20 protein-coding genes are annotated in these 25,489 nt (G+C 34.3%); 15 read left to right on the top strand and 5 right to left on the bottom strand.

Going from position 1 to position 25,489, the window contains the following annotated elements; translation table 11 throughout:
• Positions 1–44 precede the first annotated feature (44 nt).
• The 3 genes from BLQ19_RS12470 to BLQ19_RS20940 all read left to right on the top strand — a co-directional run bounded on the left by BLQ19_RS12470 (position 45) and on the right by BLQ19_RS20940 (position 6,894).
• Entirely contained in the window at positions 45–1,820 is a 1,776-nt protein-coding gene (locus tag BLQ19_RS12470) for a leucine-rich repeat domain-containing protein (RefSeq protein WP_074538567.1), read from the top strand.
• Position 1,821: 1 nt separating this feature from the next.
• Positions 1,822–3,063, top strand: a complete 1,242-nt coding sequence (locus BLQ19_RS12465; RefSeq protein WP_074538566.1) for a leucine-rich repeat domain-containing protein — start codon at positions 1,822–1,824, stop codon at positions 3,061–3,063.
• Positions 3,064–3,378: 315 nt separating this feature from the next.
• Positions 3,379–6,894 carry a prolyl oligopeptidase family serine peptidase gene (locus BLQ19_RS20940; protein ID WP_083332244.1) on the top strand — a complete coding sequence of 1,172 codons (3,516 nt, stop codon included), beginning with the start codon at positions 3,379–3,381 and terminating at the stop codon, positions 6,892–6,894.
• Positions 6,895–7,019: 125 nt separating this feature from the next.
• On the opposite strand, the gene BLQ19_RS12450 is transcribed toward BLQ19_RS20940, so the two are convergent.
• On the bottom strand, positions 7,020–8,126 hold the full coding sequence (locus BLQ19_RS12450; protein WP_074538584.1) for an acyltransferase family protein: 1,107 nt from the start codon (positions 8,124–8,126) through the stop codon (positions 7,020–7,022).
• A 105-nt stretch (positions 8,127–8,231) separates the two neighbouring features.
• Complete coding sequence (locus BLQ19_RS12445) at positions 8,232–9,110, bottom strand: LytR/AlgR family response regulator transcription factor (RefSeq protein ID WP_074538565.1); 879 nt, start codon at positions 9,108–9,110, stop codon at positions 8,232–8,234.
• Positions 9,111–9,567: 457 nt separating this feature from the next.
• Between BLQ19_RS12445 and BLQ19_RS12440 the strand changes: the two genes are divergently transcribed.
• Entirely contained in the window at positions 9,568–11,148 is a 1,581-nt protein-coding gene (locus BLQ19_RS12440) for an aryl-sulfate sulfotransferase (protein WP_175444434.1), read from the top strand.
• A 241-nt stretch (positions 11,149–11,389) separates the two neighbouring features.
• Here the strand turns inward: BLQ19_RS12440 and BLQ19_RS12435 are convergent, their stop codons facing one another.
• Entirely contained in the window at positions 11,390–11,770 is a 381-nt protein-coding gene (locus BLQ19_RS12435; protein WP_074538563.1) for a Fur family transcriptional regulator, read from the bottom strand.
• Between the two features lie 82 nt (positions 11,771–11,852).
• Between BLQ19_RS12435 and BLQ19_RS12430 the strand changes: the two genes are divergently transcribed.
• The 10 genes from BLQ19_RS12430 (at position 11,853) to BLQ19_RS12380 (ending at position 22,351) form a co-directional block, all read left to right on the top strand.
• Positions 11,853–12,257 (top strand): MerC domain-containing protein, encoded by a 405-nt coding sequence (locus BLQ19_RS12430; RefSeq protein ID WP_074538562.1) that lies wholly within the window; start codon positions 11,853–11,855, stop codon positions 12,255–12,257.
• On the top strand, positions 12,250–12,915 hold the full coding sequence (gene folE / locus BLQ19_RS12425) for a GTP cyclohydrolase I FolE (protein WP_175444433.1): 666 nt from the start codon (positions 12,250–12,252) through the stop codon (positions 12,913–12,915). The genes BLQ19_RS12430 and folE overlap by 8 nt, the downstream gene beginning before the upstream one ends.
• A gap of 65 nt (positions 12,916–12,980) precedes the next feature.
• Positions 12,981–14,630, top strand: a complete 1,650-nt coding sequence (locus BLQ19_RS12420) for a PhoX family protein (RefSeq protein ID WP_254788366.1) — start codon at positions 12,981–12,983, stop codon at positions 14,628–14,630.
• A gap of 20 nt (positions 14,631–14,650) precedes the next feature.
• Entirely contained in the window at positions 14,651–15,586 is a 936-nt protein-coding gene (locus tag BLQ19_RS12415; protein ID WP_074538559.1) for a GTP-binding protein, read from the top strand.
• 33 nt (positions 15,587–15,619) lie between these two features.
• Complete coding sequence (locus BLQ19_RS12410; RefSeq protein WP_074538558.1) at positions 15,620–16,816, top strand: GTP-binding protein; 1,197 nt, start codon at positions 15,620–15,622, stop codon at positions 16,814–16,816.
• Positions 16,817–16,849: 33 nt separating this feature from the next.
• Positions 16,850–17,479 carry an ABC transporter ATP-binding protein gene (locus tag BLQ19_RS12405; protein WP_074538557.1) on the top strand — a complete coding sequence of 210 codons (630 nt, stop codon included), beginning with the start codon at positions 16,850–16,852 and terminating at the stop codon, positions 17,477–17,479.
• Entirely contained in the window at positions 17,476–18,705 is a 1,230-nt protein-coding gene (locus tag BLQ19_RS12400) for an ABC transporter permease (protein WP_074538556.1), read from the top strand. The genes BLQ19_RS12405 and BLQ19_RS12400 overlap by 4 nt, the downstream gene beginning before the upstream one ends.
• On the top strand, positions 18,695–19,132 hold the full coding sequence (locus BLQ19_RS12395; RefSeq protein ID WP_074538555.1) for a hypothetical protein: 438 nt from the start codon (positions 18,695–18,697) through the stop codon (positions 19,130–19,132). Before BLQ19_RS12400 ends, BLQ19_RS12395 begins: the two co-directional genes overlap by 11 nt.
• Positions 19,133–19,710: 578 nt before the next feature.
• Positions 19,711–20,730 (top strand): TonB-dependent receptor, encoded by a 1,020-nt coding sequence (locus tag BLQ19_RS12385; protein WP_083332241.1) that lies wholly within the window; start codon positions 19,711–19,713, stop codon positions 20,728–20,730.
• A gap of 316 nt (positions 20,731–21,046) precedes the next feature.
• Complete coding sequence (locus BLQ19_RS12380; RefSeq protein ID WP_024480972.1) at positions 21,047–22,351, top strand: IPT/TIG domain-containing protein; 1,305 nt, start codon at positions 21,047–21,049, stop codon at positions 22,349–22,351.
• A gap of 488 nt (positions 22,352–22,839) precedes the next feature.
• Here the strand turns inward: BLQ19_RS12380 and BLQ19_RS12375 are convergent, their stop codons facing one another.
• Positions 22,840–23,961 (bottom strand): mechanosensitive ion channel family protein, encoded by a 1,122-nt coding sequence (locus BLQ19_RS12375; protein WP_074538553.1) that lies wholly within the window; start codon positions 23,959–23,961, stop codon positions 22,840–22,842.
• Positions 23,962–24,284: 323 nt separating this feature from the next.
• Here BLQ19_RS12375 and BLQ19_RS12370 point away from each other — a divergent pair, with 323 nt between their 5' ends.
• Positions 24,285–24,755: a hypothetical protein gene (locus BLQ19_RS12370; RefSeq protein ID WP_217637582.1), complete on the top strand. Its 471-nt coding sequence runs from the start codon at positions 24,285–24,287 to the stop codon at positions 24,753–24,755.
• Positions 24,756–24,827: 72 nt separating this feature from the next.
• Here the strand turns inward: BLQ19_RS12370 and BLQ19_RS12365 are convergent, their stop codons facing one another.
• Positions 24,828–25,295, bottom strand: coding sequence for a lipocalin-like domain-containing protein (locus tag BLQ19_RS12365; RefSeq protein ID WP_074538551.1), 468 nt, complete (start codon positions 25,293–25,295; stop codon positions 24,828–24,830).
• Between the last annotated feature and the right edge of the window lie 194 nt (positions 25,296–25,489).

Raw genomic sequence — 25,489 nt, 5'->3', positions numbered from 1 at the left:
ATAATTTAAATCCGTACTATATCCTATAGCATTTACCAAACTACATGGCCTACGAAAAGGAAAAGAAAGATGTTCTAGATTTATCCAATCAAAACCTCAAAGAAGTACCGAAAAGTATTCTGAAGAATCTTAAATTAAGAGAACTTAATCTAAGTGATAATCAACTCACAGCGTTGCCAGATTTTATTACGGAACTCAAATATTTAGAAGTTTTACATCTTCGCGGCAACAATTTTACGAGTGTTCCTGAATTCCTGCTTCAATTTAGGTATTTAAAAACACTCTCGCTCTCAGAAAATCAGTTAGAAATTATTCCTGAATCTTTCAGTGCATTAACAAACTTAAAAGAACTTGGTTTTGGTGCTAACCCTTTAGTTGAATTCCCGCAGTGGCTTGATAAACTATATGCGTTAAGAGATTTAGCAATCTTTAGTCTTAAATTAAAGCAGGTACCAGAAGTAGTTACGCGTATCAAATACTTAGAAGTACTGTCTTTAGATGGTAATCAGTTAGAAAGCCTACCGGCAAATTTTGCTAATTTGAGGTATTTAAAGGAGCTATGGGCAGCGGACAATTCCTTCGAGTATTTACCTGAAAATTTTGGTAAACTCCATCAATTGGAGAAAATCAATTTTGGGAATGGTCAATTAAAATACCTACCGGAATCTTTTGGTGAGCTAAGAAGGTTGGAGTGGTTAAGTGTTGATGGCAATAACCTGCAAGAACTACCAAGTACCATTGGTTTGCTGCATAGCTTAACTTTTCTAGACCTTAGTTATAATAAGATAAGCAGCTTCCCAAGTTCGTTTTTTAGATTACATAGGGAAAGTCTGGAAATTTGGTTCAATGGTAATTTATATACGGAAGAAACTAAAGTACTCCTCAAGAACGCTTTTCCGGGTATTGATGAGGAAGAACTGGAAGAAGAAGATCCTGAATCAGAAGAATATAAGCACCTAGAAGATACATTTGAATCTCCACTGAATGATTCAATGGCTTCAGAATTAGGTACTGCTGCTTCTGAGACGAATAACGGCTGTAGTACGTTAGCACTGTTTATTGGAGGAATAATTTTTTTAGGTGGAATAGTGTTTTATACCGTAGTGCTACGTAAAAAAGATCCTATTATAGAAGCTCATAATGAAGCTGTAGAAGCCTATAATGAGGTGGTGACTAGCTATGAGTTGCAAAGAGATGTGATCCTTAAAAATAACAAGACAATTTTGGTGTATACCAATGATACAAGCTTATTAGAAGCACATATTAGTCCTAATATAGAGGTATATGAAAACCCGTATGTTCCTTCATACACTAACATACAATCTAAAACAGAAGCACTTATAGAATTATTGAACCACAAGAGTTTAGGGTACCAGGTGGTGTTGGATAACGGTAGGGTACAACTAATACAAGGATATTTTTATGACTCGGTATTCCCACCAAAAACTATGAAAAAATACCGTCTTTTGGCAGATTATAAAATGTCAGCTAGGGAAAAAGAATATAAGAAAAAGAGCATGGCTAAGCATCCTTATATGGAATCTATTAAAAAAACGGATACGGTATATAATACAGAAGGAGCGGTGCTAAGCCATGAGGAACTCGTCAATAGAAAAATGAATTCAGGGATTCATAGGTTAATGGCACCATTAATAGACTTAGATAATGAGGAATACTATTTTTATTTTTCGCCGTATGATAATAATTATTCCAAGCAAGAGTTTTTAGAAGCCATTGAAGATTTCAAAGTTATGTTTCTAAAAGAGCACAAAAAGAAAGATTTAGGCACCGTGCGAGAGATCGCTATAAAAATTAATTGATATGAAATACCTGACCTTAGCAATCCTATCTTTTTTCAATTTTTTATCATGTGATACTACAACAATGACTTTTGAAATCATGAATCATCCAGAGGTGTTATATAATAGTTCTATAAACCCAAGAAATCTTACTTTAAATGATATTAAAATAGGCGATTCCGTTACTGTTTTTGATAAAAGTAAGATAAACATTCGTGTATTAAATTATGAATCTCAAGAGGATAAAAAGGCGAAAGAAATAGATTTCTCTTTGACTAAAGATATACATGTATCCTATGATGAAGGATACTATTATGTTTTAAATTACGGCAGGGTACAGTCTTTGCTATTGAGTGGTACAGCTTTAAATGCTTATAAAAACATCTCAAAGGAAGATATAGAACGGGTTTTTGGTAAAGCGGATAAAATAACCACAACTGATGATTGGGATAGTGGAGAGTTAACCTCAACGAGCTATCTGTATTTTGATAGAAATATGGAAATCTATTATCGTGATGATATTAGAAAGGGAATTTGGTCTATAAGTATCGGTAATTTGCCTCGAAAAGATCTACTATTAATTGAAGATGAAAAAGAAAAACTTGAAATAACAAGCTTAGATCTTTCAAATTCAAATCTAGCTGAAGTACCAGAAATCATTAAGGATTTTAAAGATTTAAAAGTATTAAAATTATCCAAGAATGCTATTTCAAAGCTCCCAAACTGGATAGGGTCACTAAAACATTTAGAAACATTAGAAATAGAACTAAACAATTTGGAAGGTTTACCTGAGGATATCGGGAAACTGAGTAAGCTTGAAACCATATGGTTTAGCAACAACCACATAAAAGAGCTGCCAGACTCTTTTTGTGATCTAAAATCCCTAACCACACTCTCCATTGAAAATAATGAACTTACTCATTTACCAAAGAATATAGGAAACCTATCGAATTTAGAATTTCTTTTTGCCACGAATAATAGCTTATATGATATTCCTGAATCTATAGGGAACATGAAAAACCTTTATCATTTATTTCTCGAGAAAAACAGATTAAAAGATTTGCCTACAGCCATACAGCATTGTAAAAAATTACATAAGTTACGTTTAACAAAGAATTATATTTTAGAAGAAAATAAAGCGAAAATAGATAGTTTAACGAGTTGTAGCCCATGGTTTGATTTAAACCCTGTTAAAGCTATAAAGTTTAAAAATTTAAAAGACACTATTATCGCTGTAGATGGTATTTATTATTACGTGAAATAAAGGGATGAAATTTTAGCTATGGCTTAGATAAGTCTGTTTCGTAAATTGCTACAGAAGCCCTAACTGCATTATGATAATAGAAAAATAACCACAGGCAGTAGTTTACTTCTAGCCTTGACGTAAAGATTAAGGACTGTAATCATTTTATTTTGAGTTGTTTTCTAGCTTTTTCGACTATTACTTTTTTTTAGTTTTATAGTCCGTAGCCCACATTTTTGATGTTTTATATAAAAAATTAACTATACGCTAACATTTTGCTATTAATTAGTTCTTAGTTTTAGAGCTCAGTTAATTACTAAAAACTACCAGATACCTATGAAAACCAGATTACATCTATTTTTAACATTATTTTTAGTATTATCTGCAACTGCACAAACAACCAATGAAGAATCGCGTACATTAAATCAAACACTAGTTAGTGGTACCGTCGTAGAAGCGGCGAGTAATGCACCTTTAAGTTATGCATATATTACCATAGGTGAGGTTGGTCTAGGAACAGTGACGGATGGTGATGGGAATTTTGAAATTACTATTCCTAATAAGTATGACGCTTATCCCATTAAAATCACCTATTTGGGCTTTGAAGATTTACAATTTACAGTAGCAGATTTTAGAACTAGAAGTGGCCAAATTATTCAGATGACATCCGAAGCCGTTGCTTTAAATGAAATTGTATTAAAGCCAGAGAAAATGCCTAGTGCAAAGGCTTTATTAAAGAAAGTTATAAAAAAAATTCCGACAAATTATACAGATACGCCAGCTAATATTACCGGGTATTATCGGGAAACTATGAAAGAAAATGGGGTATATATTAAGTATTCAGATGCTGTATGTACCTACTATGAGACACCCTATACGAACGCAAACTATAAGTGGAAAGACTATCAAAATCCGTTTGATCTGTTGGGTAATGGGATGTTAAACTTTGATACAAACTCTTTACACAGAATTCATTTTCATCACAAAACTTTAAAAGAAGAACAGGTACATATTGTAAAGGCAAGAGCTAGTAGTAGCTTAAGTAAGAAAGAATTTCATGCCAATATAGAAGGTGGCCCCTTAGGATTACTTGCTAGAAATAGGGTAAAATACCAAGAGAGTTTTTTAGGAAAGAAAGCTAGCCGTGATTTTAACTTTACGGTTTCAGAGGAGCTAGATGAAACAGGTACGTATGTCTACGTATTAGATTTTCATACTAAAACCACTAAGGCTCAATTGGATGCTATTGAAACGGCTTCAAACAGACGCCAATGGCGTACGGCTAATAATCGTAAATTATTAAAAGGCAGAATTTATATTGATAGAGAAGACCTAGCAATTTTGCGCTATGAGTGTGCCGTGCCCAATGATCTTAAGCAATATTTTTGTGGTTATGATTATAATCAAGTGAAACATTTTGACTATAAATTAGATGTGCGATTTAAGAAAAGAGAGGGCAAGTATCTCATAGCTGCCATGAGACATGAAGATGAGTTTATTTATAAAGACAGTATCAGTCAAGCCACTACGTATTATTCCGCCATTTCAGAATTCAAAACCACAGGAACCAATACTAAAGACATAAAGAAATTTTCTGAAGAAGAAAATTTTGCCAATACTATGTCTAATCAGTTGTATGAATTGCCATTGGATTATGATGCTGATTTTTGGCAAGTTTACAGCGAGAATAATGCCATAGCCGCAATAGATACCATTATCAGGAGGGATATGCAAAAAGAGGCGCCTTTGGAGCAGCAATTTAGAGATAAACACATCCGGAATGATGCTATGCCAGCGCCTATAGCAAAAATAGTACCTTCAAGTTTTAAAATTCATGGTGAGAACTATACTGATAACTATGCATGGCTAAAAGATACGCAAGCACCTAGCAATAATACCGCTGTGATGGAATATTTGCGCCAAGAAAATAAGTACACCGCTAATTATAACATTCCACTTAAAAGAGCACAACGAACTATTTATAAAGAATTAATAAAAGGGGTAGAAGAAAATAGTACTTCATTGCAAATTAGAGAAAATGGATACCTGTATTATAGCGCATTTACAGAAGAAGATGAGCACCCTATTTATTATAGAAAAGCGGTTGAAAATGATACGGTAGTAGAAAAATTATTAGATGTTACTATAGAAGCAAAAGACAAAGCTTATTACAATGCAGGTATTGGGGCGGTTAGCCCAAACAACCAATTTATTAGTATCTATGAAAATACTACGGGTAAAGATGCCTATGTTTTAAAAATTAAGGATCTAAAAACCCAAACATATTTAGCAGATTCCATTGCTCAAATCGGATCAATGGTTTGGTTGGATAATGCTAGTTTTCTGTATGTGAATAGGGACGAAAAAACATTAAATTCTTCCAAAGTATTGCGTCATGTGTTAGGTACAGCGCCTGAAAATGATGTAATAGTATACCAAGAAGAAGATCCTAGTTTTAGCGTTAGCATTCAAAAATCAAAGTCCAAGGAATATATTTTTTTGAATACCGGAAGTAGTACCACTTCGGAGAATTGGTATTTAGAAACCAAAGAACCTATGGGCGCCTTTAAAGTTATTCAGCCGCGGGAAAAGAACCATCTCTACGGTACAGCTCAACACAAGGAACTATTCTATATAATTACCAATAAAGAAGCCTTAAATTATAAAGTAGTTGCTGCTCCTATTCATAGTCCTTCTGCAGAAAATTGGGTAGATATAATTCCGCACCAAACAGGAGTATTAATCCAAGATTTTCAATTATTTGACGACTATTTGGTGATTAATGAAAAAGAAAAAGCTCAAGGGCGAATTAAAGTTATAGACTTAGCGACTAAAAACAGTCACTTTCTAAAATTAGACGAGGAATTTTACAATGTAACTCTAGGATACAATCCAGATTTTAAAACGGATAGTTTACAGTTTAACTACAGCTCTTTTGAAACGCCGCTGACTACGTTTAATTATCATATGAAGACCAAAGAAAAACGCATGGTGAAACAGCATAGTAAGCCTATTACACTTCCGTATTTTAAATATGTAGTTGAACGTAAATGGGTAACGGCTAAAGATGGAAAACAAATTCCGCTAACACTCATTAGTAGCAAATGGCGCGCTAAAAGAAAAGGAGATAATTATAAAGTATACCTAAGCTCTTATGGTGCCTATGGAGCCGGACAAGATATAGCCAGTGGCCCAAAAGTGCACCATCTGGTCAACGCAGGTTTTGTTTATGCTATAGCACATGTTAGAGGAGGAAATGATTTAGGGAATGAGTGGTATGAAGACGGTAAACTGTTTCATAAAAAAAATACTTTTTCAGATTTTATAGCCTGCGCAGAGTATTTAATTGAAAATAATTATGCGAAGGAAGGTAGTATTGTGGCAGAAGGAGCTAGTGCCGGTGGTTTGCTAATGGGGGCTGTGGTAAATGAACGGCCAGAATTGTTTAAAACCGTACTATTAGATGTGCCATTTGTAGATGTTGTAAATACCATGCTCGATGAAACATTGCCATTAACCATTGGAGAATATGATGAGTGGGGTAACCCTCAGAATAAAAAGCAGTATGGCTATATTAAGTCTTATAGCCCGTATGATAATGTAAAAGAACAAGCTTATCCTAACCTATTATTTTTTACGGGGCTTAATGATACTAGGGTCGGGTATTGGGAACCTGCCAAGATGGTGGCTAAACTTAGAGCTACTAAAACAGATGAAAATATAATATTACTTAAAACAGATTTTTCTAGCGGCCATAGTGGTGGTTCTGGGCGCTTTTCAGGTTATCGAGACAGTGCTTACAAATTAGCTTTGATTTATGATTTAAATAAGCCTAAGGAAGTAGACAAGTAAAAGTACAGGTACTGCAGATCCACTAGGAATTTAGGGATAAATTAAGATTATTTTTAACCCTATCCTGAAAGAGAGAATACAATAATTTTCCAATTGCTATAACCATTCAAATTAGCCACTAGAGGTTAATTCCTTTTCATCCCAAATAATAGTCTAGGAATTTTGAAGGGATAAATTAGCAGCCTATATATAAGTATGACTACAGGAAAAGAAGTTATTAGAAGTATGGCAATTTTAGCGACAATAGGGAGTTCTAATTGGATGATGTAATAACCCAGAATGACGATGATGGTTTGGTGTAAGATGTAAAACGGGTAAATGGCCTCATTGCATTTTTGTAGGAATCTACTCTTTTTATAGAACCAAATTTGTCCATAACCCAGTACTGTCGTTATGAGTGTCCAGCTTAGGAATCCGCACACTAGATACCACACGTTCCACCTTGCGTTAATAGAAAGATATGGCGTTATATAGGCATTGGGCAACAAGTAATAGCCGTAAAATATGACCGTACTTAAGATAAAAGCTATCGCGTTAAATTTCCGGTACGCCTTTAGGTGGGTCCAACTTGTATTTGAGGAGGCAAATAGCATTCCCGCTACTAAAAAGTAACCGTAATAAAAGGTAGAGGAGAGGTTTGTTATAGCTTTAGAATCGCTCGGGTAGATTTGCTTTAGAAGCATTGTAATAATCACTAATGGAAGGACCCAAAGTAAGATGCCATATTTTTTAGCCGAAATACTATCCAAAAACCTCATAACACTATCCGATTTAGGAGATTTCAGGAACAGAATTAGCGGAATAAGTACAACAGAATACACGAAGAGGTTTTCAATAAACCATAAATGGTTGGTTTCAAAGGCGCCACTTTTATAAACATCTAGATAAGAACCATAGCTAGCTATATGTTCATAATAGGTTTGTGGCGGCACAATAAACAAGACCCCAAAAATAAGAGGAATGATTAACCGAATACTGCGCTCTTTTAAAAACTGACGCCATGTTCTTTTAGAAAAAGCATATATGGTTCCGGTTCCTGAGATTAGAAAAAGGAGCGGCAATCTAAATTGCTCAAAGAAAACCATGATATCATCCAAAAGCTTGCTAGAATCTTCATTCATGATGTGAAAAGTATCGCCATTAAATGGCATCCCTATATGGTGCAGGTATACTGCAAGTATGGCAATAACACGAAACCAATCTAAATCATACCTACGTTTCTTTTCTTTCAAATCCTTGTTTTTATGTTTTGCAAACAAACCTAAAAACTAATTTGAATGATTTTTTTGATTTGTGATGGCGTACACGCAAATGTGACGAAATACAAGGGCAAGTTCTTACAATTTAGAATACACAGCATTAAAGCGCGCGATAGTGGAACGCGAAACAGGGATTGTTGTAGCGCAGTTCTTCAAGCTTAATTGATATCCTTGCGCATTTCCTGTAATAGTTTCAATAGCCCCTAAATGTACCAGATAAGAACGGTGTGTTTTGAATACTTGGGGAGCCATGGGGGTTAATTGTTCTTCTAATTCCTTAAGGGTGATACGAAGTAGAGTTTTATGAACTCCCGTAGCGGAAAACGTATACACTTCGGTATAATTACTTTCTACTTTAGCAAAAAGAAACTCACTACTATGTAGTTCAAAAATCTCCTGTGAAGCAGCATCTTTAATGGAAATAAGCTTGTTGTGTGCAGCTTTGGTTTGCTTCTTGATTAGCTGTTGCACGCTATGTGCATGTTTATGTATCAGCCGCTCTAGATTTAAGGGGAGCACAATAATAATTAATAGAAATCCTACTAAAAAGGTATTCCGTATTTCTTCCCAAAAATAGGTGAGAGACCAATTATCTGGGTTAGTATAAATAAAATCCCGAATTAAAAAACCGGCTATGCCTATAAGTAACAAAATTATGGAGAGGTGAAAAAGTTCTTTACCGAGTGTCCACTTGGTATCTTCTTTTAAGGTCCTATCTACTAGCTTGAAATAACAAAAGGCTATAGGAAATGGAATAAAAGCATGCACGAGTAGTATGGCTATGGAATTAATTTTATGCTCTGCTGCATTCACTTCAAAAGGTTCAAAAAAGTACGAGAAGCCAAAACTTAAGACTGAAATAAGTAACAACAAAAAAAGCACTCTTTTGGTATTGTCATAGTAATACGGGTAGGGCGTTGTTAGATACTTCTTAAATTTTTTAAATATATCCTTCATCTAGCAGCTAAAATACTTTTTTATGATAACAATAGTAGGTGAGGAGGCACTTCTTTTTTTTGTCCTAGAATTCTACCTACAAAGCCTTTTTTTCCCTCTGAAATTAAAAAAGCTGTCTAAACTGCGGTTTTCCGCAAAGAGGTGATAAACCTTTGTTTTAGACTGATAAATAAGAATACTAAAAATAAAAGCTATGATGCCCGTTCCAAAACCAAATAAACCAAGTGGAGTTAGTTTCGGCTTTTGTAGTAGGGTAATTTGAGCTTTGTTTATGGTATAAAAACTTAAGATGGTATATAAACTTAAGATTTTTGAGTAAGCAGTTGCCTTAACAAAATTTGGTGTTACATTTTTTTTGCCGATGCTAATAACATACTATTTATGCGAGTAGACAATAGGAAGGGAGTGTAATGTGTATATTTACATTTTAACTCATTTTAATTTAAATAATGATACCTTGGATATAAGAAAAATTAAACTACTTGTTTTATTGGGGTTGTTTATAGTATCCTGTAATAATGATGATTCGGTTTCCAATGTAGCTACTGATTCTACTGAAAATGAAATTTTTAGTTGTTCGGATGAATTAGCCATTGAAGTACAAACGCTTCTAAACCCTTCAGGGTACGCACCTTTATCCGCACTTGTTATTTTCAATACCGATGAACCTATTTCTGTAACTATGCGTGTTATCGGAAAAAATGGCGCTGACGCTGATATTATTCAAAGTTTTCCTGAAATTGGAACTAATATTGAGATACCGGTTCATGGACTATATCCAGATTATGAAAATGAAGTAGAATTCACTTTTTATGACACCAACAAGGTTTCCTTATGCACTCAAACACTTAAAATACAAACAGCTTCCCTTATTTCTGCTATGCCAGAAATTACAATAAACACAGCAGATAGAAGCCAAATGGCAGCAGGAATGACCTTGGTAAGCTATTATGGCTACGATACTGACATTCACCCTTTTAGGCCCTTTATTTTTGACTCTTACGGAGCTATTAGGTGGTATTTAAATTACAAGGAACATCCTATATTAAGTAATTTACACTATGATAACGGTCCAGGTCGTTTGGCAAATGGTAATTTTTATTTTGCGAATAATGAGCCAGATGCAATTTATGAAGTAGATCTTTTTGGAAACATTATAAATACTTGGGATATGCCTGGTTTTAGTTTTCACCATGAAGTACTAGAAAAACCTAATGGAAATTTTATTGTTTTGGTAGACAAGCATGATGCGAGTACGATAGAAGATTATATTATAGAAATAGACAGGTCTGCTAATGAAATTATAACTATTTGGGATTTAAATGAATCTTTAGATAATACCCGAACTACATTGACTACCGATTCCGAGGATTGGATTCATGTAAACGGTGTTAGTTATGATGCTAGTGATGATACTTTAGTTATTTCAGGACGAACACAAGGTGTGGTAAAACTTACTGCAGCAAATGAAGTGGTTTGGATAATGGCACCACATGCAGATTGGAAAACTTCAGGTAATTTAAAGGACCTTAGCTCTAATTTATTACAACCGTTAGATGCTTCCGGTTCAGCAATTACCAATGAAGCTATTCTAGATGGTACAGAAAATCATTCTGATTTTGAATGGAATTGGTACCAACATGCCACTAAGGTATTGGCAGATGGGTCTGTTATACTTTTTGATAATGGCGATAATAGAAACTATACTGGTCTGGGACCATACAGTAGGGCAGTACAGTATAAAATAGACGAAACTAATGGTACTATTCAACAAATATGGCATTATGGTAAAGAACGGGGAGAAGAAACCTATTCTAGGGTGGTATCTGATGTAGACTATTTAGAAGCAAATAATCATATGTTGTTTTCTCCTGGAGGTATTACATCAGGCGCTCAACCTTTTGGTAAAAGTATAGAAATAGATATGGAGACAAATAGCATTATTTTTGAAGCCACGATTACTGCACCAACTCCATTTGCAGGCCACATTACTTTTCATAGAACAGAACGCTTATCACTATATCCTACGCTAAATTAGTTTTATTCCTATAGAGCACTGCTTAAGCAATAGTCAAGCTTCATTTATGGTTCAGGAATTCCTTTAAAAAGTAATAAAACCCTAGGAATAAACATTTATTAATTAACGGCCAGTAGTACTTATCATGGACTTTTAATGAGACTATCCTTTTCTTTGGGTGATCTGATTGTGTTCTTTAATTTGAAAATTTACAAAGGGAAAATTTAGTTCAGAATTTCTTAAGAGGTGATTAAAAGTAAATTTAAATAAAGCATTCTTCACATTTCCCTTGAATTAATAATTGGGATACTTCTATTTTTCTGTTCGGTATTTTTGGAAGCGTAACGCTTACCGCTAAGCATTCAACTTTCCCACAGTTAAGACATTGAAAATGAGGATGAACGTCATGGTGCGCAGTTGAAGTGCAACCATGACATTTAGCATACCATTTTAATCCTTCTTTCCCTAAAAAAGAATGTAGTACACCATCATCTTCCAGTTTATCTAAAACTCTATAGATGGTGGTTTTATTAAATGTAGTACCTAGCTGATCAATAAGTGCTTTGGCAGAAAGTGCTACAGCCTTAGTATCAAATGCTGCTAACAAAACTTCAACCGCTTTTGTCTTTCTAATTACTCCCATGAAACAAATATAACCCAACGGAGTTGCAATAACAAATATTATTTCTACATTTGCAACTCAGTTGTAATAATAATGAAATAGAATGATCGTATTAAAACAGAAAGCAGATATTCTTGGAACTTTGGCAAGTAGCTTGTGCCTTGTACATTGTATGGCCACGCCATTTCTTTTTATGGCTCAAGCGGGTTCAGTTTTCTGTTGTGAGGATCCTCCAGCATGGTGGAAATTTATGGACTATTTATTTTTAGCTATTTCATTTGTTGCCATTCAATGGTCTACAAAAACCACAACAATTAAATGGCTGGCACCAGCGCTTTGGCTAAGTTGGTTGGTATTGGCTGCAATACTATTAAATGAAAAACTAGAACTAATAGCCTTACCAGAACCAGTCGTTTATATACCTGCTATTGCCTTGGTCGCACTGCACTTGTATAATAGAAAACACTGTAAATGTAATGCTGATAAATGTTGTGTAAATAATGGATAAGAGTCAAGTAGAAATTACGGGAGATAATCACTTCTCAGCAAGTATTAGAACGCCGCTGCGTACAGATGCATTTGAGAAATCAGATGAGGAAAAGATCATTAACATTCAACATCATTTTAAAATGATCATGGAAGAAATGGGACTAGATTTAACAGATGATAGCCTATCAGGAACTCCATACCGTGTTGCTAAAATGTATGTAAAAGAGCTGTTCTATGGTTTAAACCCAGTGAACAAACCAAAACTTTCAACTTTTGAAAATAAATACGGGTATCAAAAAATGCTTGTGGAACAAAATATTAATATTGACTCAGCTTGTGAACATCACTTTTTACCAATTGTAGGACATGCCCATGTGGCCTACGTGCCTAAAGATAAGGTTATTGGGTTATCTAAAATTAACCGTTTGGTAGATTATTATGCGCGCCGTCCTCAGGTGCAAGAACGCTTAGTACTTCAAATTTTAAATGATTTGCAAAATATCTTGGATACTAGAGATGTTATTGTTTCGGTAACTGCAAAACATTTGTACGTGTCTTCCAGAGGAATAAAAGACCAAAGCAGTTTTACTACGACTTTGGAATATGGAGGCTGTTTTTCAGATTCAGATACCCGGAATGAGTTTTTAAAAATTATAGGACAAGAGCGATTACATTAAATCTATTTATAAAATTTTTAGGCACAAAAAGTATGGAATACAACCGTAGAAAATTTATTTCCTTTATGGGTAAAGTAGGACTAGGAACTGTAGTTATGCCACAGTTTTTAGTAAGCTGTGGTAGCACGGCAACACCTACTAACGGATTCGGAAACATTTCAAAAGAAAGACTAAACACTTTAAAAGCTTTTGCTTTGGAAGGGTTAGTTGCTTCTGATACAGACGATTTGTTATTAGCCAAGGGATTAAATTATCATACCATTATAAAGTGGGGAGATAAAATAAGCGATACAGATACATTTGGGTTTAATAATGATTTCACATGTTTTATACCTTTCGATGAAAACAACCCGAAAGACGGTTTACTATGGGTTAATCATGAATATGTGAATCCACTTTTTGTTTCTGATTTTGATGCTAGAAAATATGAAAATCCTTTTGAACATAGAACCAAAGAGCAGGTTGATAAAGAGATGTATGATGTGGGGGGTACCATCGTAAGGATCAAAGAAGAGAATGGCGTATGGAAAGTCGTTGAAAACGACCCTCATAATCGCCGAATTAATGGTAAAACACCAATAAGCGTTAATTGGGACAGCCCCATAAAAGGCAAATCGACTATTATTGGCACGAATAGCAACTGTTCTGGCGGCATTACACCATGGAAAACCTTTCTTACCTGTGAGGAAAACTATGATGGTTTCTTTGGAGAAACCGAATACGATACAAATAATGTAGCTACACGTAGACCTAGTTCTTACGGTTGGGAAAATTTTTACGACTATCCACCAGAACATTATGGCTGGGTGGTAGAAGTAAACCCAAAAGATGGCACAGCTCAAAAACATATTGCCTTAGGACGATTTGCGCACGAGTGTTGCACCTTATATGAATTAGAAGATAAAAGGGTAGTAGCCTATACCGCAGATGATAAAAATGATGAACATTTATACAAGTTTATTTCATCTGAGCCAGGTTCTTTAAAGGAGGGAACTTTATTTGTAGCAGATACTATCAATGGTATTTGGTTGGCATTAGATTGGGAAACTCAAGCCGTTTTAAAAAGTAATTTCAAAGATCAGACCGAGGTATTGATCCGGGCACGAGAAGCAGCCAAACTTCTTGGTGGTACTGCATTAAATAGACCAGAGGATATCGAAATAGACCCAATTACGGGAAACATTTTTATTTCGTTGACAAATAATAAACAGAAAGGAGATGTTCACGGTTCTATTTTAAAAATAGAAGAAAATAATGGTGCCTTTGATGCTTTACATTTTAAAGCTTCTACCTATTTGGCTGGCGGAGAAGAAAAAGGTTTTTCTTGTCCAGATAATTTAGCGTTTGATTTATCAGGAAACCTTTGGTTAACTTCAGATATGTCGGGTAATTCTATGAATAAAAAAGATAAGCCTTATATGGTTTTCAAAAATAATAGTCTATTCGTAATTCCTAGACTTGGTGAAGATGCAGGCAAGGTAATTCGTGTCGCTTCAGCACCAAAAGATGCGGAGTTAACGGGACCTTGGTTTTCACCAGACGGAAAAACTTTATTCTTAAGTGTGCAACACCCAGGGGAACAAACTACAGATTTGAAAAACCCTACCAGTACATGGCCTTTTGATGAAGATGGTATCCCAAAACCTGCTGTAGTTGCCATTACAGGAGATTTAATCGAAAAAATGAACAAGTTGAATCAATTTGAAATAATCTAACGAATAAAACCTATTGCATTATGGAGGCTATAATTACGGTGGTAGGTTTTTTAGGAGCAGGAAAAACTACCTTACTAAGGTTCTTAATTAACAGTTTTATTGAACAAGGGTTTAACCCCTATGTGATTCTAAACGATTATGAAAATGCCCATTTAGATGCACAACAATTAACCAAGCAGATGGCATCAAATGCTATTAAGCCTTTAAGCGGTAGCTGTATCTGTTGTAGTGGTATTATGGAACTTAGAAATACGGTAAACAGAATTCCTGATAGAAAAAACGGGATTACACTTATCGAAGCCAACGGAACATCAGATGCTTGTTCCTTAATGGAGTTTTTGGGGGTAGGGCTTCATGATCGGTTTTTACCACCCATTCAAATTTCTGTGGTAGATGTTAAAAACTGGCAAAAAAGGGGAGCACATAACGAACTGGAAGCAAACCAAATTCAAATTTCTTCTCTATTGGTTTTATCACATCTTGAACAGGTATCAGAGAATCGCAAAGCAGAAGTTATACAGCAATTGAAAATATGGAATCCAACCGCGAAAGTAATCCCCATGCAGCAGTTAGATGTTTTATTGTTACCTGAATTAGGACCTTCTCTAAATTCTGCTCAAAAGTTAGACCATCAAAAAGCACACTGGGCTTCATGCGCTGTAGATTTGCCAAATTTGCCCCATTCCAAAGCTATTGATGGTATTTGTGCGGCACTTCCTAAAAGTTTACTGAGAGTTAAGGGTTGTACGATAATTAGTGACGATGCACATTATACTTATTTTGAGCGCACTCCAGATGGCGAAGTGCATATAAGGCCTTTTAATGGTGTTCCTATAACAGGCTCTAAATTGTTGACAATTGGCCCAGGAAGTGAGACGTATCTATTACAAAAAATTATTACATCCATTCTTTCAAAAAATCAAGTTATTGATAAAAATACCCCACAAAAAGAATAGCAGAAGTAGTAAGCATACAAAACAATAAATCACATGAAAAAATTACCTGTAACTGTATTAAGTGGTTTTCTAGGTGCTGGTAAAACCACCTTGTTAAACCATGTGCTCCATAACAAAAAAGGAATAAAAGTAGCCGTGATTGTTAACGATATGAGTGAGGTTAATATTGATGCTCAGTTCATTGCAAATGAAAACACGCTCTCTAGAACGGAGGAGAAATTAGTAGAAATGTCTAACGGCTGTATTTGTTGCACTTTACGTGAAGATCTTATGGTAGAAGTTGAAAAGTTGGCAGCCGAAAACAGATTTGATTATTTACTTATTGAAAGCTCAGGGATCAGTGAGCCTATTCCCGTAGCACAGACTTTTACATTTGAAAGTGAAGATGGTAAAATAGATTTAAGTCGGTTTAGTTTTATAGATACTATGGTTACCGTAGTAGATGCATTTAATTTTTTAAAAGACTTTTCAAGTTCAGATTATTTAACCACACGAGCGCTTACCTCTATTGAAGGTGACGATAGGACTATTGTTAATTTATTGACCGATCAAATTGAATTTGCTAACGTTATTATTATCAATAAAATTGATTTGGTACGTCCAGAACAGCTTGATGAATTACATGCTATTCTACATAAATTAAATCCAGAAGCGCGCATACTTACTGCCAATGAATCTAAGGTTGCTTTAGAAAGTGTACTGAATACAGGTTTGTTTGACTATGAAAAAGCAGAAGCGTCTGCTGGATGGTTAAGAGAATTAGAAAATGATCATGTACCTGAAACAGAAGAATACGGAATAAGTTCTTTTGTTTTTAGAAGTAAAAAGCCATTTCATCCAGAGCGCTTTTTAACATATCTGAACCAAAATTTTCCTCAAAATATTATCAGAAGCAAAGGGTTGTTTTGGTTAGCTTCAAGAACTAATCATGCTTTATTGTGGAGCTCTGCAGGTGGTTCATGTAAAGCAGATAATGCAGGTGTTTGGTGGGCTTCTATGACTTTTGGAGAACGTTTAGCTTACGCCTCTTTTCTTGATCATAAGGATGAAATTGAAGCAAATTGGGATCCTTTGTTTGGAGACCGAAAAATAGAGTTGGTTTTTATAGGGCAGCATATGAACAAAGATGAAATGCTAAGGGAGTTAGAGGAATGTTTACTTACAGCTTGTGAAATAGACCTTTGGAAAAATCAACAATTTCCTCAACAAGATGCATGGCCAATAGCTTAAAAAAAAATTAAAGAAGGTTTTAAAGAATTAAAAATGATACAAACAGATCACCTTACTTTTCAATATAAAAAAAAGGATACTAGCTTTAGCTTCCCAGATCTCACTTTGAAACAGAATGAAAATCTACTCATTTTAGGAAAATCGGGTATTGGAAAAACAACCTTGTTGCATCTAATAGCAGGGTTATTAAAACCTAAACATGGAACAATTAGGATTGATGCTATAGCTATCAATACACTAAGCAATCGTCAATTAGATAAATTTAGAGGAGAAAAAATAGGCTTAGTATTTCAAAAGAATCACGCTATAAGCTCATTAAGTGTTCTAGAAAATTTACAAGCACGCCTTTATTTTAGTAAACACAAAATAGAACCTTCCGCTATTGATGTTTTACTAAAACAATTAGACCTACACAAAATTCAACATCATAAAGCGCACCAACTCAGCGAAGGACAATTACAACGTTTAGGTATTGCATCTGCCATTATACACGAACCAAGTTTAATTTTGGCAGATGAACCAACATCTAACTTAGACGATGAAAACTGTAAGATTGTAATAGCACTATTGATAGCGCAAGCAAAAAAAACTAAGGTAAACCTCATCGTAATTACGCACGACTCTAGAATAAAACCATTCTTTCAAAACGTCATTACCCTATGAATATTTGGAAGATTAGCCTGCAAAATATAAAATCTAAACCGCTTTATACTTTTTTGAGCGTTTTTGTTTTAGTGCTGAGTATTACCTTGCTTTTAGGAATTCAGCAACTAAAAACATCCTTCGAATACCAAATGGAACGTAATTTGGGTGGTATTGATATGGTCGTGGGTGCTAAAGGAAGTCCGTTACAACTTGTATTGGCTTCAGTGTTGCATCTAGATAATCCTACGGGAAATATATCTTACCAAGAAGCACTGAAGATCGGCAAAAATCCAATGATAAAATCGGCGGTACCAATCTCGTATGGCGATAACTATGAAGGATATAGAATTGTGGGAACAACGGCAGATTTTGGATCCCTTTATCATGCTGAATTGGAACAAGGGAGTGGTGTTAAAAAATCTATGGATGTGGTTTTAGGAAACAGTGTTGCACAACACCTTAAACTTAATATTGGCGATACTATTTTGAGCACTCATGGTTTAGTGGATGCTACTGTTGAAGTACATTCTGATAAATTAACGATAGTAGGTATTTTAAAGCCTACTAAAAAAGTCATAGATCGTTTAATTATAACCAATTTACAAAGTGTCTGGGATGTTCATGATCATAAAGAAGAACATCTTGAAGAATCAGAAGAACACCATGATGGGCATGCCCATGAAGAACATGACGATTCCAAAGAAATAACCTCCTTACTCATCACATTTAGAAACCCAAGGGGATTGGTTACCCTGCCCAGAAAAATTAATAAACAGGTGGGTTTGCAAGCTGCGTTGCCAAAATATGAGTTAGATCGCCTTTATGCTTATACCGGTGTTGGCTTTAAGACAATCACAGCAGTTGCCTATATCATACTTATAATTTCTGGAATTATGATTTTCACAAGTCTTTATAAAATGGTCAAGGAACGTGCTTTTGATTTGGCGTTGTTAAGAACTTATGGCGCACGTAATTTTCAATTGATTAAAATAGTAGCCTACGAAGGGTTTACAATCGCTTTTACAGCTTTTGCTTTAGGTTTTTTGTTCTTGAAAATTGGTCTTAAGTACGTCTTCAAAATGATGAATGCAGATGATAAATTATATATGCTCCAAGAATTGCCTTATCAAGACCTTTTACACACCGGAGGTTCAATTATTATATTAACTACAGTATCCGTTTTATTGGCTATATATCCAATTTTAAAGATGGATATAGCAACAATTTTAAGTAATGAAAAATAAAATTTTATTCACATTTATACTGTTTACATACGCTCTAGGGTATAGTCAACGAGAAACTTCATGGGCAGATTTAGCCAAAGTTAGATACACAGATAAGTTTTTCCCTGCGTATGATGACTATTTCTTGTATCCTGAATTTTCTGGATCCGTAAAAGATTTGGAAGGAAAACAAATTACCGTGACAGGATATTTTCTAAATATTGACCCAAATGGGAAATTGTTCATACTATCAAAAGGTCCTATGTCTGCTTGTTTTTTTTGTGGTCAAGGCGGTCCAGAAACGGTTATAGAACTTCAATTTGTTGTGCATCCCAAGTTCAAAACAGATCAAGTGGTTAGCATAACGGGCATCTTAAAACTCAATAAGGATGATGTGGAGCATTTTAATTATATACTTACAGATTGCTATGGTCTACTATTAAAATAACTAACGCAACTTAGTTGCGTTAGTTTAAAAAAGATACTATCTTTGCAAAATAAGTAACATATCACTAACAGCCCAATCACATCATAACGTTTCAATTTTTAATGAAGCCTAGTCGCATAAAACATACTATCACCTATTTGTTGCTTGTTCTTTTTCTATCTATGAAAATAACAGGTCTTCATGCGTTGTCACATACGACTGACGATACAGTAGATGATGTCTGTGCCATTTGTGACCATGCCATTGCACATAATTTAACCCCAATTATTTTCCCTTCCACAGTTGATTTTCATATTGAAAACAAGGTGTTTCCAATCGAAAAAAAATTTGCGAGCAATTACAAGACTACCGTTATAAATACTATAGTAACAAGCAAGCTTTTTTGTAGACCACCGCCTTTTTTGCTATAAGTTTTCTATACATTTTTTCCTTTGCACTTTGAATTCTCCTTGAGCCCTTTTTACCCTAAAAGTGTTTTTGGAATTCGTGATGCACCATATTCTTCAAATGGTTAAACTTATAGGCTTTGTCTTGGTTCATTTTAAAGGACTCCAATTTAAATCTTATAGTATAAAAATATGCTTTATAAAATATTGAGTGTAGGACTATTTTTTAGTCTGTGCTCAACCGCGCTTGCGCAAAATTCTTATCAAATAAAAGGGTTTGTAATACATGCGAACACCTTAGAACCTGCTAAGGGTGCAACTATCGTCGGAGAAAAACTTTTTTCAGTGTCAACATCAACTGGTGCTTTTACCATAAATAATGTGTTCAAAGGCAAGTACGTGTTTACTATATCTCATATTGGTTGTGAATCTGAAACAATTAGTATTGATGTGGGTCCAAATATGAATGAACTTAAAATATTTTTAACGGAATCAACCACTGTTCTCGACGAAGTAAAAGTTAGTGAAAAAACTAAAAAAAGAAAAGCTATGGAAGTTCCTATAGTTTCTCAAACGGTTACTAAAGGATTTCTAAATAATAATAGAGAGAATAGTTTAATGCAAACTTTAAGTAAAATACCTGGAGTAAGCACTATTACAATTGGTTCTGGGCAATCTAAACCTGTCATTAGAGGTTTAGGTTTTAATCGTGTAGCTGTTGTACAAAACGGTATAAAACATGAAGCACAACAATGGGGAAGTGACCATGGAATAGAAATAGACCAACACGGTATTCAAAACATACAAATTATTAAAGGCCCCGCTTCTTTATTGTACGGATCTGATGCCATTGCCGGAGTTGTTGATATACAAGCCAATAAAATACCATCTCCGAATTATTTTGATGGCGAAGTGAATATTCTTGGTGAAAGTAATAATGATTTATTAGGCATTTCTGCGGGTTTAAGTTCTATAAAAGATAAGTGGTTTTATCGAACCAGGCTTACGTACAGAGATTATGGAGACTATAAAGTACCGACAGATCAAATCAATTTTGAAAACTACATTTTTGAATTACATGAAAATAATTTAAGGAATACCGCAGGTATCGAAGCAGATGCAAGTGTAAGCATCGGTTTTGTTTCTGAGGGTATAACATCTGAAACAGTATTCAGTAATGTGAATGCTAAAAACGGATTTTTTGCTAAATGATATAGATACTGGTGATTATCATTGTGCATACTGGTAACTGATCAAACCGGTTGGCAGAGTAGAACATCTATAGATATTAAGATTGTAAATTGAAATTTTCTCGAATATGCTATTTTACATAATATCATTATAGTTTACAAACGTGAATTCCCCTACAAGCTACAAAGCAACCTTTTTGTACTATAATTAATGGACCTAATTATTAAAAAGCTAAAGAGTAAGCAGGTGGTTTAATCTATATAATTTCTAAAGCCTTATAAAGGCAATAATAATTCATAATTTTAATCGTTTAAAATATTATTAAAAAACTAAACTAATGAAATATTTTTCACCTTCAATTTTAATAGGAATTCTATGTACATTAATATTATCTTGTTCAGAAAATGAGCAATCAACTGATGATTCATTACCAGAACAGCAAATTGAAATTGCCAAGATTCAATTTTATTCTAAAAACTTTGGGTATACCGGTGACATCATAGAAATTAATGGCACCAATTTTATTGAAGATAGTGATAAAGTAAGTGTTTTATTTGACGGGACTAACTCAGAAATTATAGCTTTAAGCAATACCACGATTAAAGTAAAGCTGCCTTTGGTTGAAAATGGAATTCCTGATTTAGAAATTAATATGGAAGGTCGTCAGATTGATTTCGAGGTAGCTAACGATTATAGCGGAAATATAGGAATTTTAGCTAAAATTCCTGGAAAATGGGCTTTTACTAGAACGGAAAACTCTTTTGATGAAACGATATGGACATCACAATTGGTTACACCTGAAAGAATTTATTATGGAGCCATTCGTGTAAATAATACTACTATTAGATCTGTAGAACGAAGTTTAGATGGTGGATTAACTTTTGAACGTTGGGTTTATCAAGGTTTTACCAATGCTTTTCATGCTACTCCAACCGATGAGGGTTGGGCAGAAAGTTTAAAATTATTAAAAATACCAGCAGGAGGTAGTGTTGATGGTAATGATGAAATTATTTTTGGCGAAATTGATGATGTGAATGGAGGCATTGCGGCGATGAGTGTTAGCGATGATCTACAAAATGGATTATTTGTAAGTGGAAACAAAAAAGTTTTTCAAACTAAAGATGGAGAAAATTTTGACGTTATTTATGATCCAAATTATGAATACCTTACTATTCGTACAGGTTTTCGTTTAGACGATGACCATTTTTGGGCAGGAGGAGGTAATGTATCTTATGGTATAAAACCTTCTTTACTATTTACTCATAATGGTGGTGTAACTTGGCACGATTTAGAATTAGATTTTAATGAAAGTACTACTGTTTATAAAATTCAATTTTTAGATCCTAATAATGGTTACATGCTAACATTTCGTGATATCAACAGTCCATTTCGTTTAAGAAAAACTATAGATGGCGGATTTACTTGGCAAACAGTAGAAACTTTATTACCTAATACAAATTTTGTGTTTTTAGATACCTCAGTAGGTTATTCTTTTCTTGACAATATAATTTTTAAAACTACCGACGGAGGTGTTACTTGGAATAAAGACATAGAAGCAGAGGGCAAAATTAGACAAATAGACATTAAAGATAATATTGTTATAGCAAAAATCGAAAATGGAATGTTACGTTATTTTCTATAAGGCAATTAAATTGGAGAATAATTGACAAATACTATACTGATTTTAATTTATTCATGTCTTGATTTTAAATTAGCTGTAACACTATGCGCCGTTTTACTTATGACGTCTATTTGTACTATAATTTATATTATGTAAAATAGAATATTTAAGAACCTCTTCACTTTTGTAAAATTGCTATCCCGTTTAGACTTATAAGTCAATGAATACATAATGCCACTTGCATCGTCTCGCCGACTTTCTAAATCATCCACAGGATAATTCAAAAAGCTCGCGTATGTAAAATATAAAATATAGGGACTCCTCTCTCAATTGAATCAAAATCAACTAAATTATCATCTGTTCTGTAGGTTCATCTATAAAACTTAAAAGTCCAACGCTTCATCTCGTCGCTATTTAAAATCATCCGCAGGATAATCTCAAATACACAAGTATTCTGATTCGGTATAACAATAAAAAACAGGTATAAAAAAACTATATCCCAATGTGTACTAAGAATCTTTCGGCTTTAATTGTTCTTTTAATTCAGCTAACTGGTTTTCTTTAAAAACCATAGTACGGTGTGGAAACGGAATTTCGATGCCTTTGGCATCAAACTCCTTTTTAATGCTTTCTAAGAGATCACATTTCATGACAAATGAGGACGGATAATCTTTTGCCCAGGTCCATGCCCTAAGCGTAACTTCAGATTCATTGAGACCTATAACGCGCACCAGCACTTTAGGATCTCCGTTCTTTATATCTAATGGATTTCTATTGTCTAAAATACTTGGATGTTGGGTACATTGTTCGCGCATGATCTCTTTAGCGGTATCAATATCACTATCATAAGAAATACCAATCTCTATCCATTGGCAACATTTACGATCGCCTAAATCATAATTAATGAGCTTCTCTTTGTTAATGATGGAATTTGGAACCACAATCATTTTATTCTCAAAATTCCTAATCACCGTATGGCGTAAGGTAATATCTATAACCGTACCTACCATATCATCAGAAATACGAACAATATCAAAAATTTTAAAAGGCTTAAAGGTGATAATAAACACACCGCCCACTAAATTTGCTAGGGCTTCTTGAGAGGCTACACCGGCAATAACGGCAATGACTCCTGCCCCACCCAAGGCTGTTTGTGCCAAACCGCGTAATGAAGGGAAGGCCATCACAGCAAAAAGGACACCTAAAAAATACACGCCAAATACGGCCAGATTTCGTAAAAATTTGTAACTCGTAGGATCGCTCTTTTCTTCTACCCGTTTGGCAATAACATGCGCAAAAAGCATTTGCACAACAGAGACCCCAATAATGGTAAGGATAAGAACAAAACCTAAGTAAAAAATCAGCCAGAAATCTTTCTGTACCCGCTGGTAATACTGCTCATCTATAAATACAAAAATCAAAGAAATGAACCCTAAAACAATCCACAAGGTCTTAAGAATACGACGTAGCAAGTCTAAGGTACTAGAATCCTGATTAGGAAATTTTGCTTTTAGCTTAGCTTTTAACCACTTATGAAAGTAATTGGTGATTACGAGTAATATAATTACGGTTCCAACGGTTGCTAGAATATGGTAAATTGCCTTTGAATTTTCTTGAATAAACTCGTTCAATTCATCCTACGTATTAAAGGTAACTAATGGGTGCTTGTTATTTGGGATTCAAATTTACAGATTGTAACCCACATGGAGAGCTCCATTATCTGAAGAATTGATTTTTAAGAATAAACTAGGGCCAATTAGGATAATTTTCTATGTAGGAATAATTTTCAATAACTGCTTTTGAGCGTTAAAAATAAACCTATTATCGTCTTTTTTGAACCACTTAAAAGAATTGCATTTTTCGCAATAAAAAATGCGTTGATTGCATCAATAAATGTGAATTCCTTTATATACATTTGCGCGAGTATTAACACTAATTTTAACTAAATATGAACTTGAAAAAAATCTCCCTAGTATTGTTTTTAGCAGCGGCATTTACCTTTGTTGGTTGCTCTAAAGATGAAAACCAAACTACTGAAAATGAATTACGTACTAAAGTATTTGCTTTAAATGCTGCTGATAATGCAGAAATTTCTGGAACGGCTACATTTACAGAAAAAGAAGACGGTACAACAACCATCTTCTTGAGTTTAACCAATTCTAATAATGATATTCACCCAGCATTTATTTATTTAGATGATGTAACTTCTACAGGTGAAGTTGCCATTACTTTAGCACCTATTGAATGTAATTGTGAAGAAAGTACAACGGAAGTTTCTATGTTAGATAACGGTACGGCAATTACGTTTGATGAATTGTTGTTTTTTGATGGAAACATTAGAGTACACCAAAGTGCAAGTGATTTAGAAACAGTTATTGCTCAAGGGAATATTGGTATCAATGCGATCAACGAACAAGCGAAATAATTAAAGACTATTTTATACAAAAAACCCTCGAAGAATTTTCTTCGAGGGTTTTTTTATGCCTATTAATGGACATTAATTACGTCTAGATAAAATTCCAATATAATCATCTAGGACACCATCACCATCATAATCAGTCATGATTTGATACTTTAAGGTGTTTTCTGATAATTCTAAAATAGTTAGGGCGCTATGGTCTTCAGGATCGCTGCCTATGTTTAGGTTTAGAATTGAATCTTCAATACTCCAAGTACCTACGGTCGATGCGACTTGCTCACATCCATTTCCTGTAATGTTTTCAAATTCGGTTTGATGGTAAACACCATCACTAGTATAAATCTGATATTCATTTTCTTTTTGGCACTCATCATTAAATTCAATATCTTCACCGTTTAAAGTTTGTGAGATGTAATTCCATTCTCCTAATATAAGTTCACGCTGGTCTAGCGGTTCTTCGACATCATTATCATTGTCGTCGTCTGAACATGAAACAAACAATGTTGCAGCGAATACCATTCCTAAAAATAATCTGGATTTTTTCATGGGATACTTTTTAAGTTCTTGTACTTAATACGCTTTTATGCTATGGATATTGCCCTCATATCGATTAAAATTAGAACAGAGTTCTGCTACTTAAATCAATTAAAAAAGCCTCGAAGAATTTTCTTCGAGGCTTTTTTATACTACTCAATACTCAATACTCAATACTCAATACTCAATACTCAATACTCAATACT

The organism is Cellulophaga baltica, from assembly GCF_900102165.1.
GTDB classification, from domain to species: Bacteria; Bacteroidota; Bacteroidia; order Flavobacteriales; family Flavobacteriaceae; genus Cellulophaga; species Cellulophaga baltica.
The sequence above is the reverse complement of the archived record's forward strand: the minus strand, read 5'-3'. Positions and strand labels throughout refer to the sequence as shown.

What these genes read in the sequence shown, in the direction of transcription:
- BLQ19_RS12410 (WP_074538558.1), top strand. Translation starts at nt 15,620, where the DNA reads ATGAAAAAATTACCTGTAACTGTATTAAGTGGTTTTCTAGGTGCTGGT.
- BLQ19_RS12465 (WP_074538566.1), top strand. Translation starts at nt 1,822, where the DNA reads ATGAAATACCTGACCTTAGCAATCCTATCTTTTTTCAATTTTTTATCA.
- BLQ19_RS12405 (WP_074538557.1), top strand. Translation starts at nt 16,850, where the DNA reads ATGATACAAACAGATCACCTTACTTTTCAATATAAAAAAAAGGATACT.
- BLQ19_RS12400 (WP_074538556.1), top strand. Translation starts at nt 17,476, where the DNA reads ATGAATATTTGGAAGATTAGCCTGCAAAATATAAAATCTAAACCGCTT.
- BLQ19_RS12395 (WP_074538555.1), top strand. Translation starts at nt 18,695, where the DNA reads ATGAAAAATAAAATTTTATTCACATTTATACTGTTTACATACGCTCTA.
- BLQ19_RS12435 (WP_074538563.1), bottom strand. Translation starts at nt 11,770, where the DNA reads ATGGGAGTAATTAGAAAGACAAAAGCGGTTGAAGTTTTGTTAGCAGCA.
- BLQ19_RS20940 (WP_083332244.1), top strand. Translation starts at nt 3,379, where the DNA reads ATGAAAACCAGATTACATCTATTTTTAACATTATTTTTAGTATTATCT.
- BLQ19_RS12470 (WP_074538567.1), top strand. Translation starts at nt 45, where the DNA reads ATGGCCTACGAAAAGGAAAAGAAAGATGTTCTAGATTTATCCAATCAA.
- BLQ19_RS12415 (WP_074538559.1), top strand. Translation starts at nt 14,651, where the DNA reads ATGGAGGCTATAATTACGGTGGTAGGTTTTTTAGGAGCAGGAAAAACT.
- folE (WP_175444433.1), top strand. Translation starts at nt 12,250, where the DNA reads ATGGATAAGAGTCAAGTAGAAATTACGGGAGATAATCACTTCTCAGCA.
- BLQ19_RS12365 (WP_074538551.1), bottom strand. Translation starts at nt 25,295, where the DNA reads ATGAAAAAATCCAGATTATTTTTAGGAATGGTATTCGCTGCAACATTG.
- BLQ19_RS12420 (WP_254788366.1), top strand. Translation starts at nt 12,981, where the DNA reads ATGGGTAAAGTAGGACTAGGAACTGTAGTTATGCCACAGTTTTTAGTA.
- BLQ19_RS12430 (WP_074538562.1), top strand. Translation starts at nt 11,853, where the DNA reads ATGATCGTATTAAAACAGAAAGCAGATATTCTTGGAACTTTGGCAAGT.
- BLQ19_RS12385 (WP_083332241.1), top strand. Translation starts at nt 19,711, where the DNA reads ATGCTTTATAAAATATTGAGTGTAGGACTATTTTTTAGTCTGTGCTCA.
- BLQ19_RS12380 (WP_024480972.1), top strand. Translation starts at nt 21,047, where the DNA reads ATGAAATATTTTTCACCTTCAATTTTAATAGGAATTCTATGTACATTA.
- BLQ19_RS12445 (WP_074538565.1), bottom strand. Translation starts at nt 9,110, where the DNA reads ATGAAGGATATATTTAAAAAATTTAAGAAGTATCTAACAACGCCCTAC.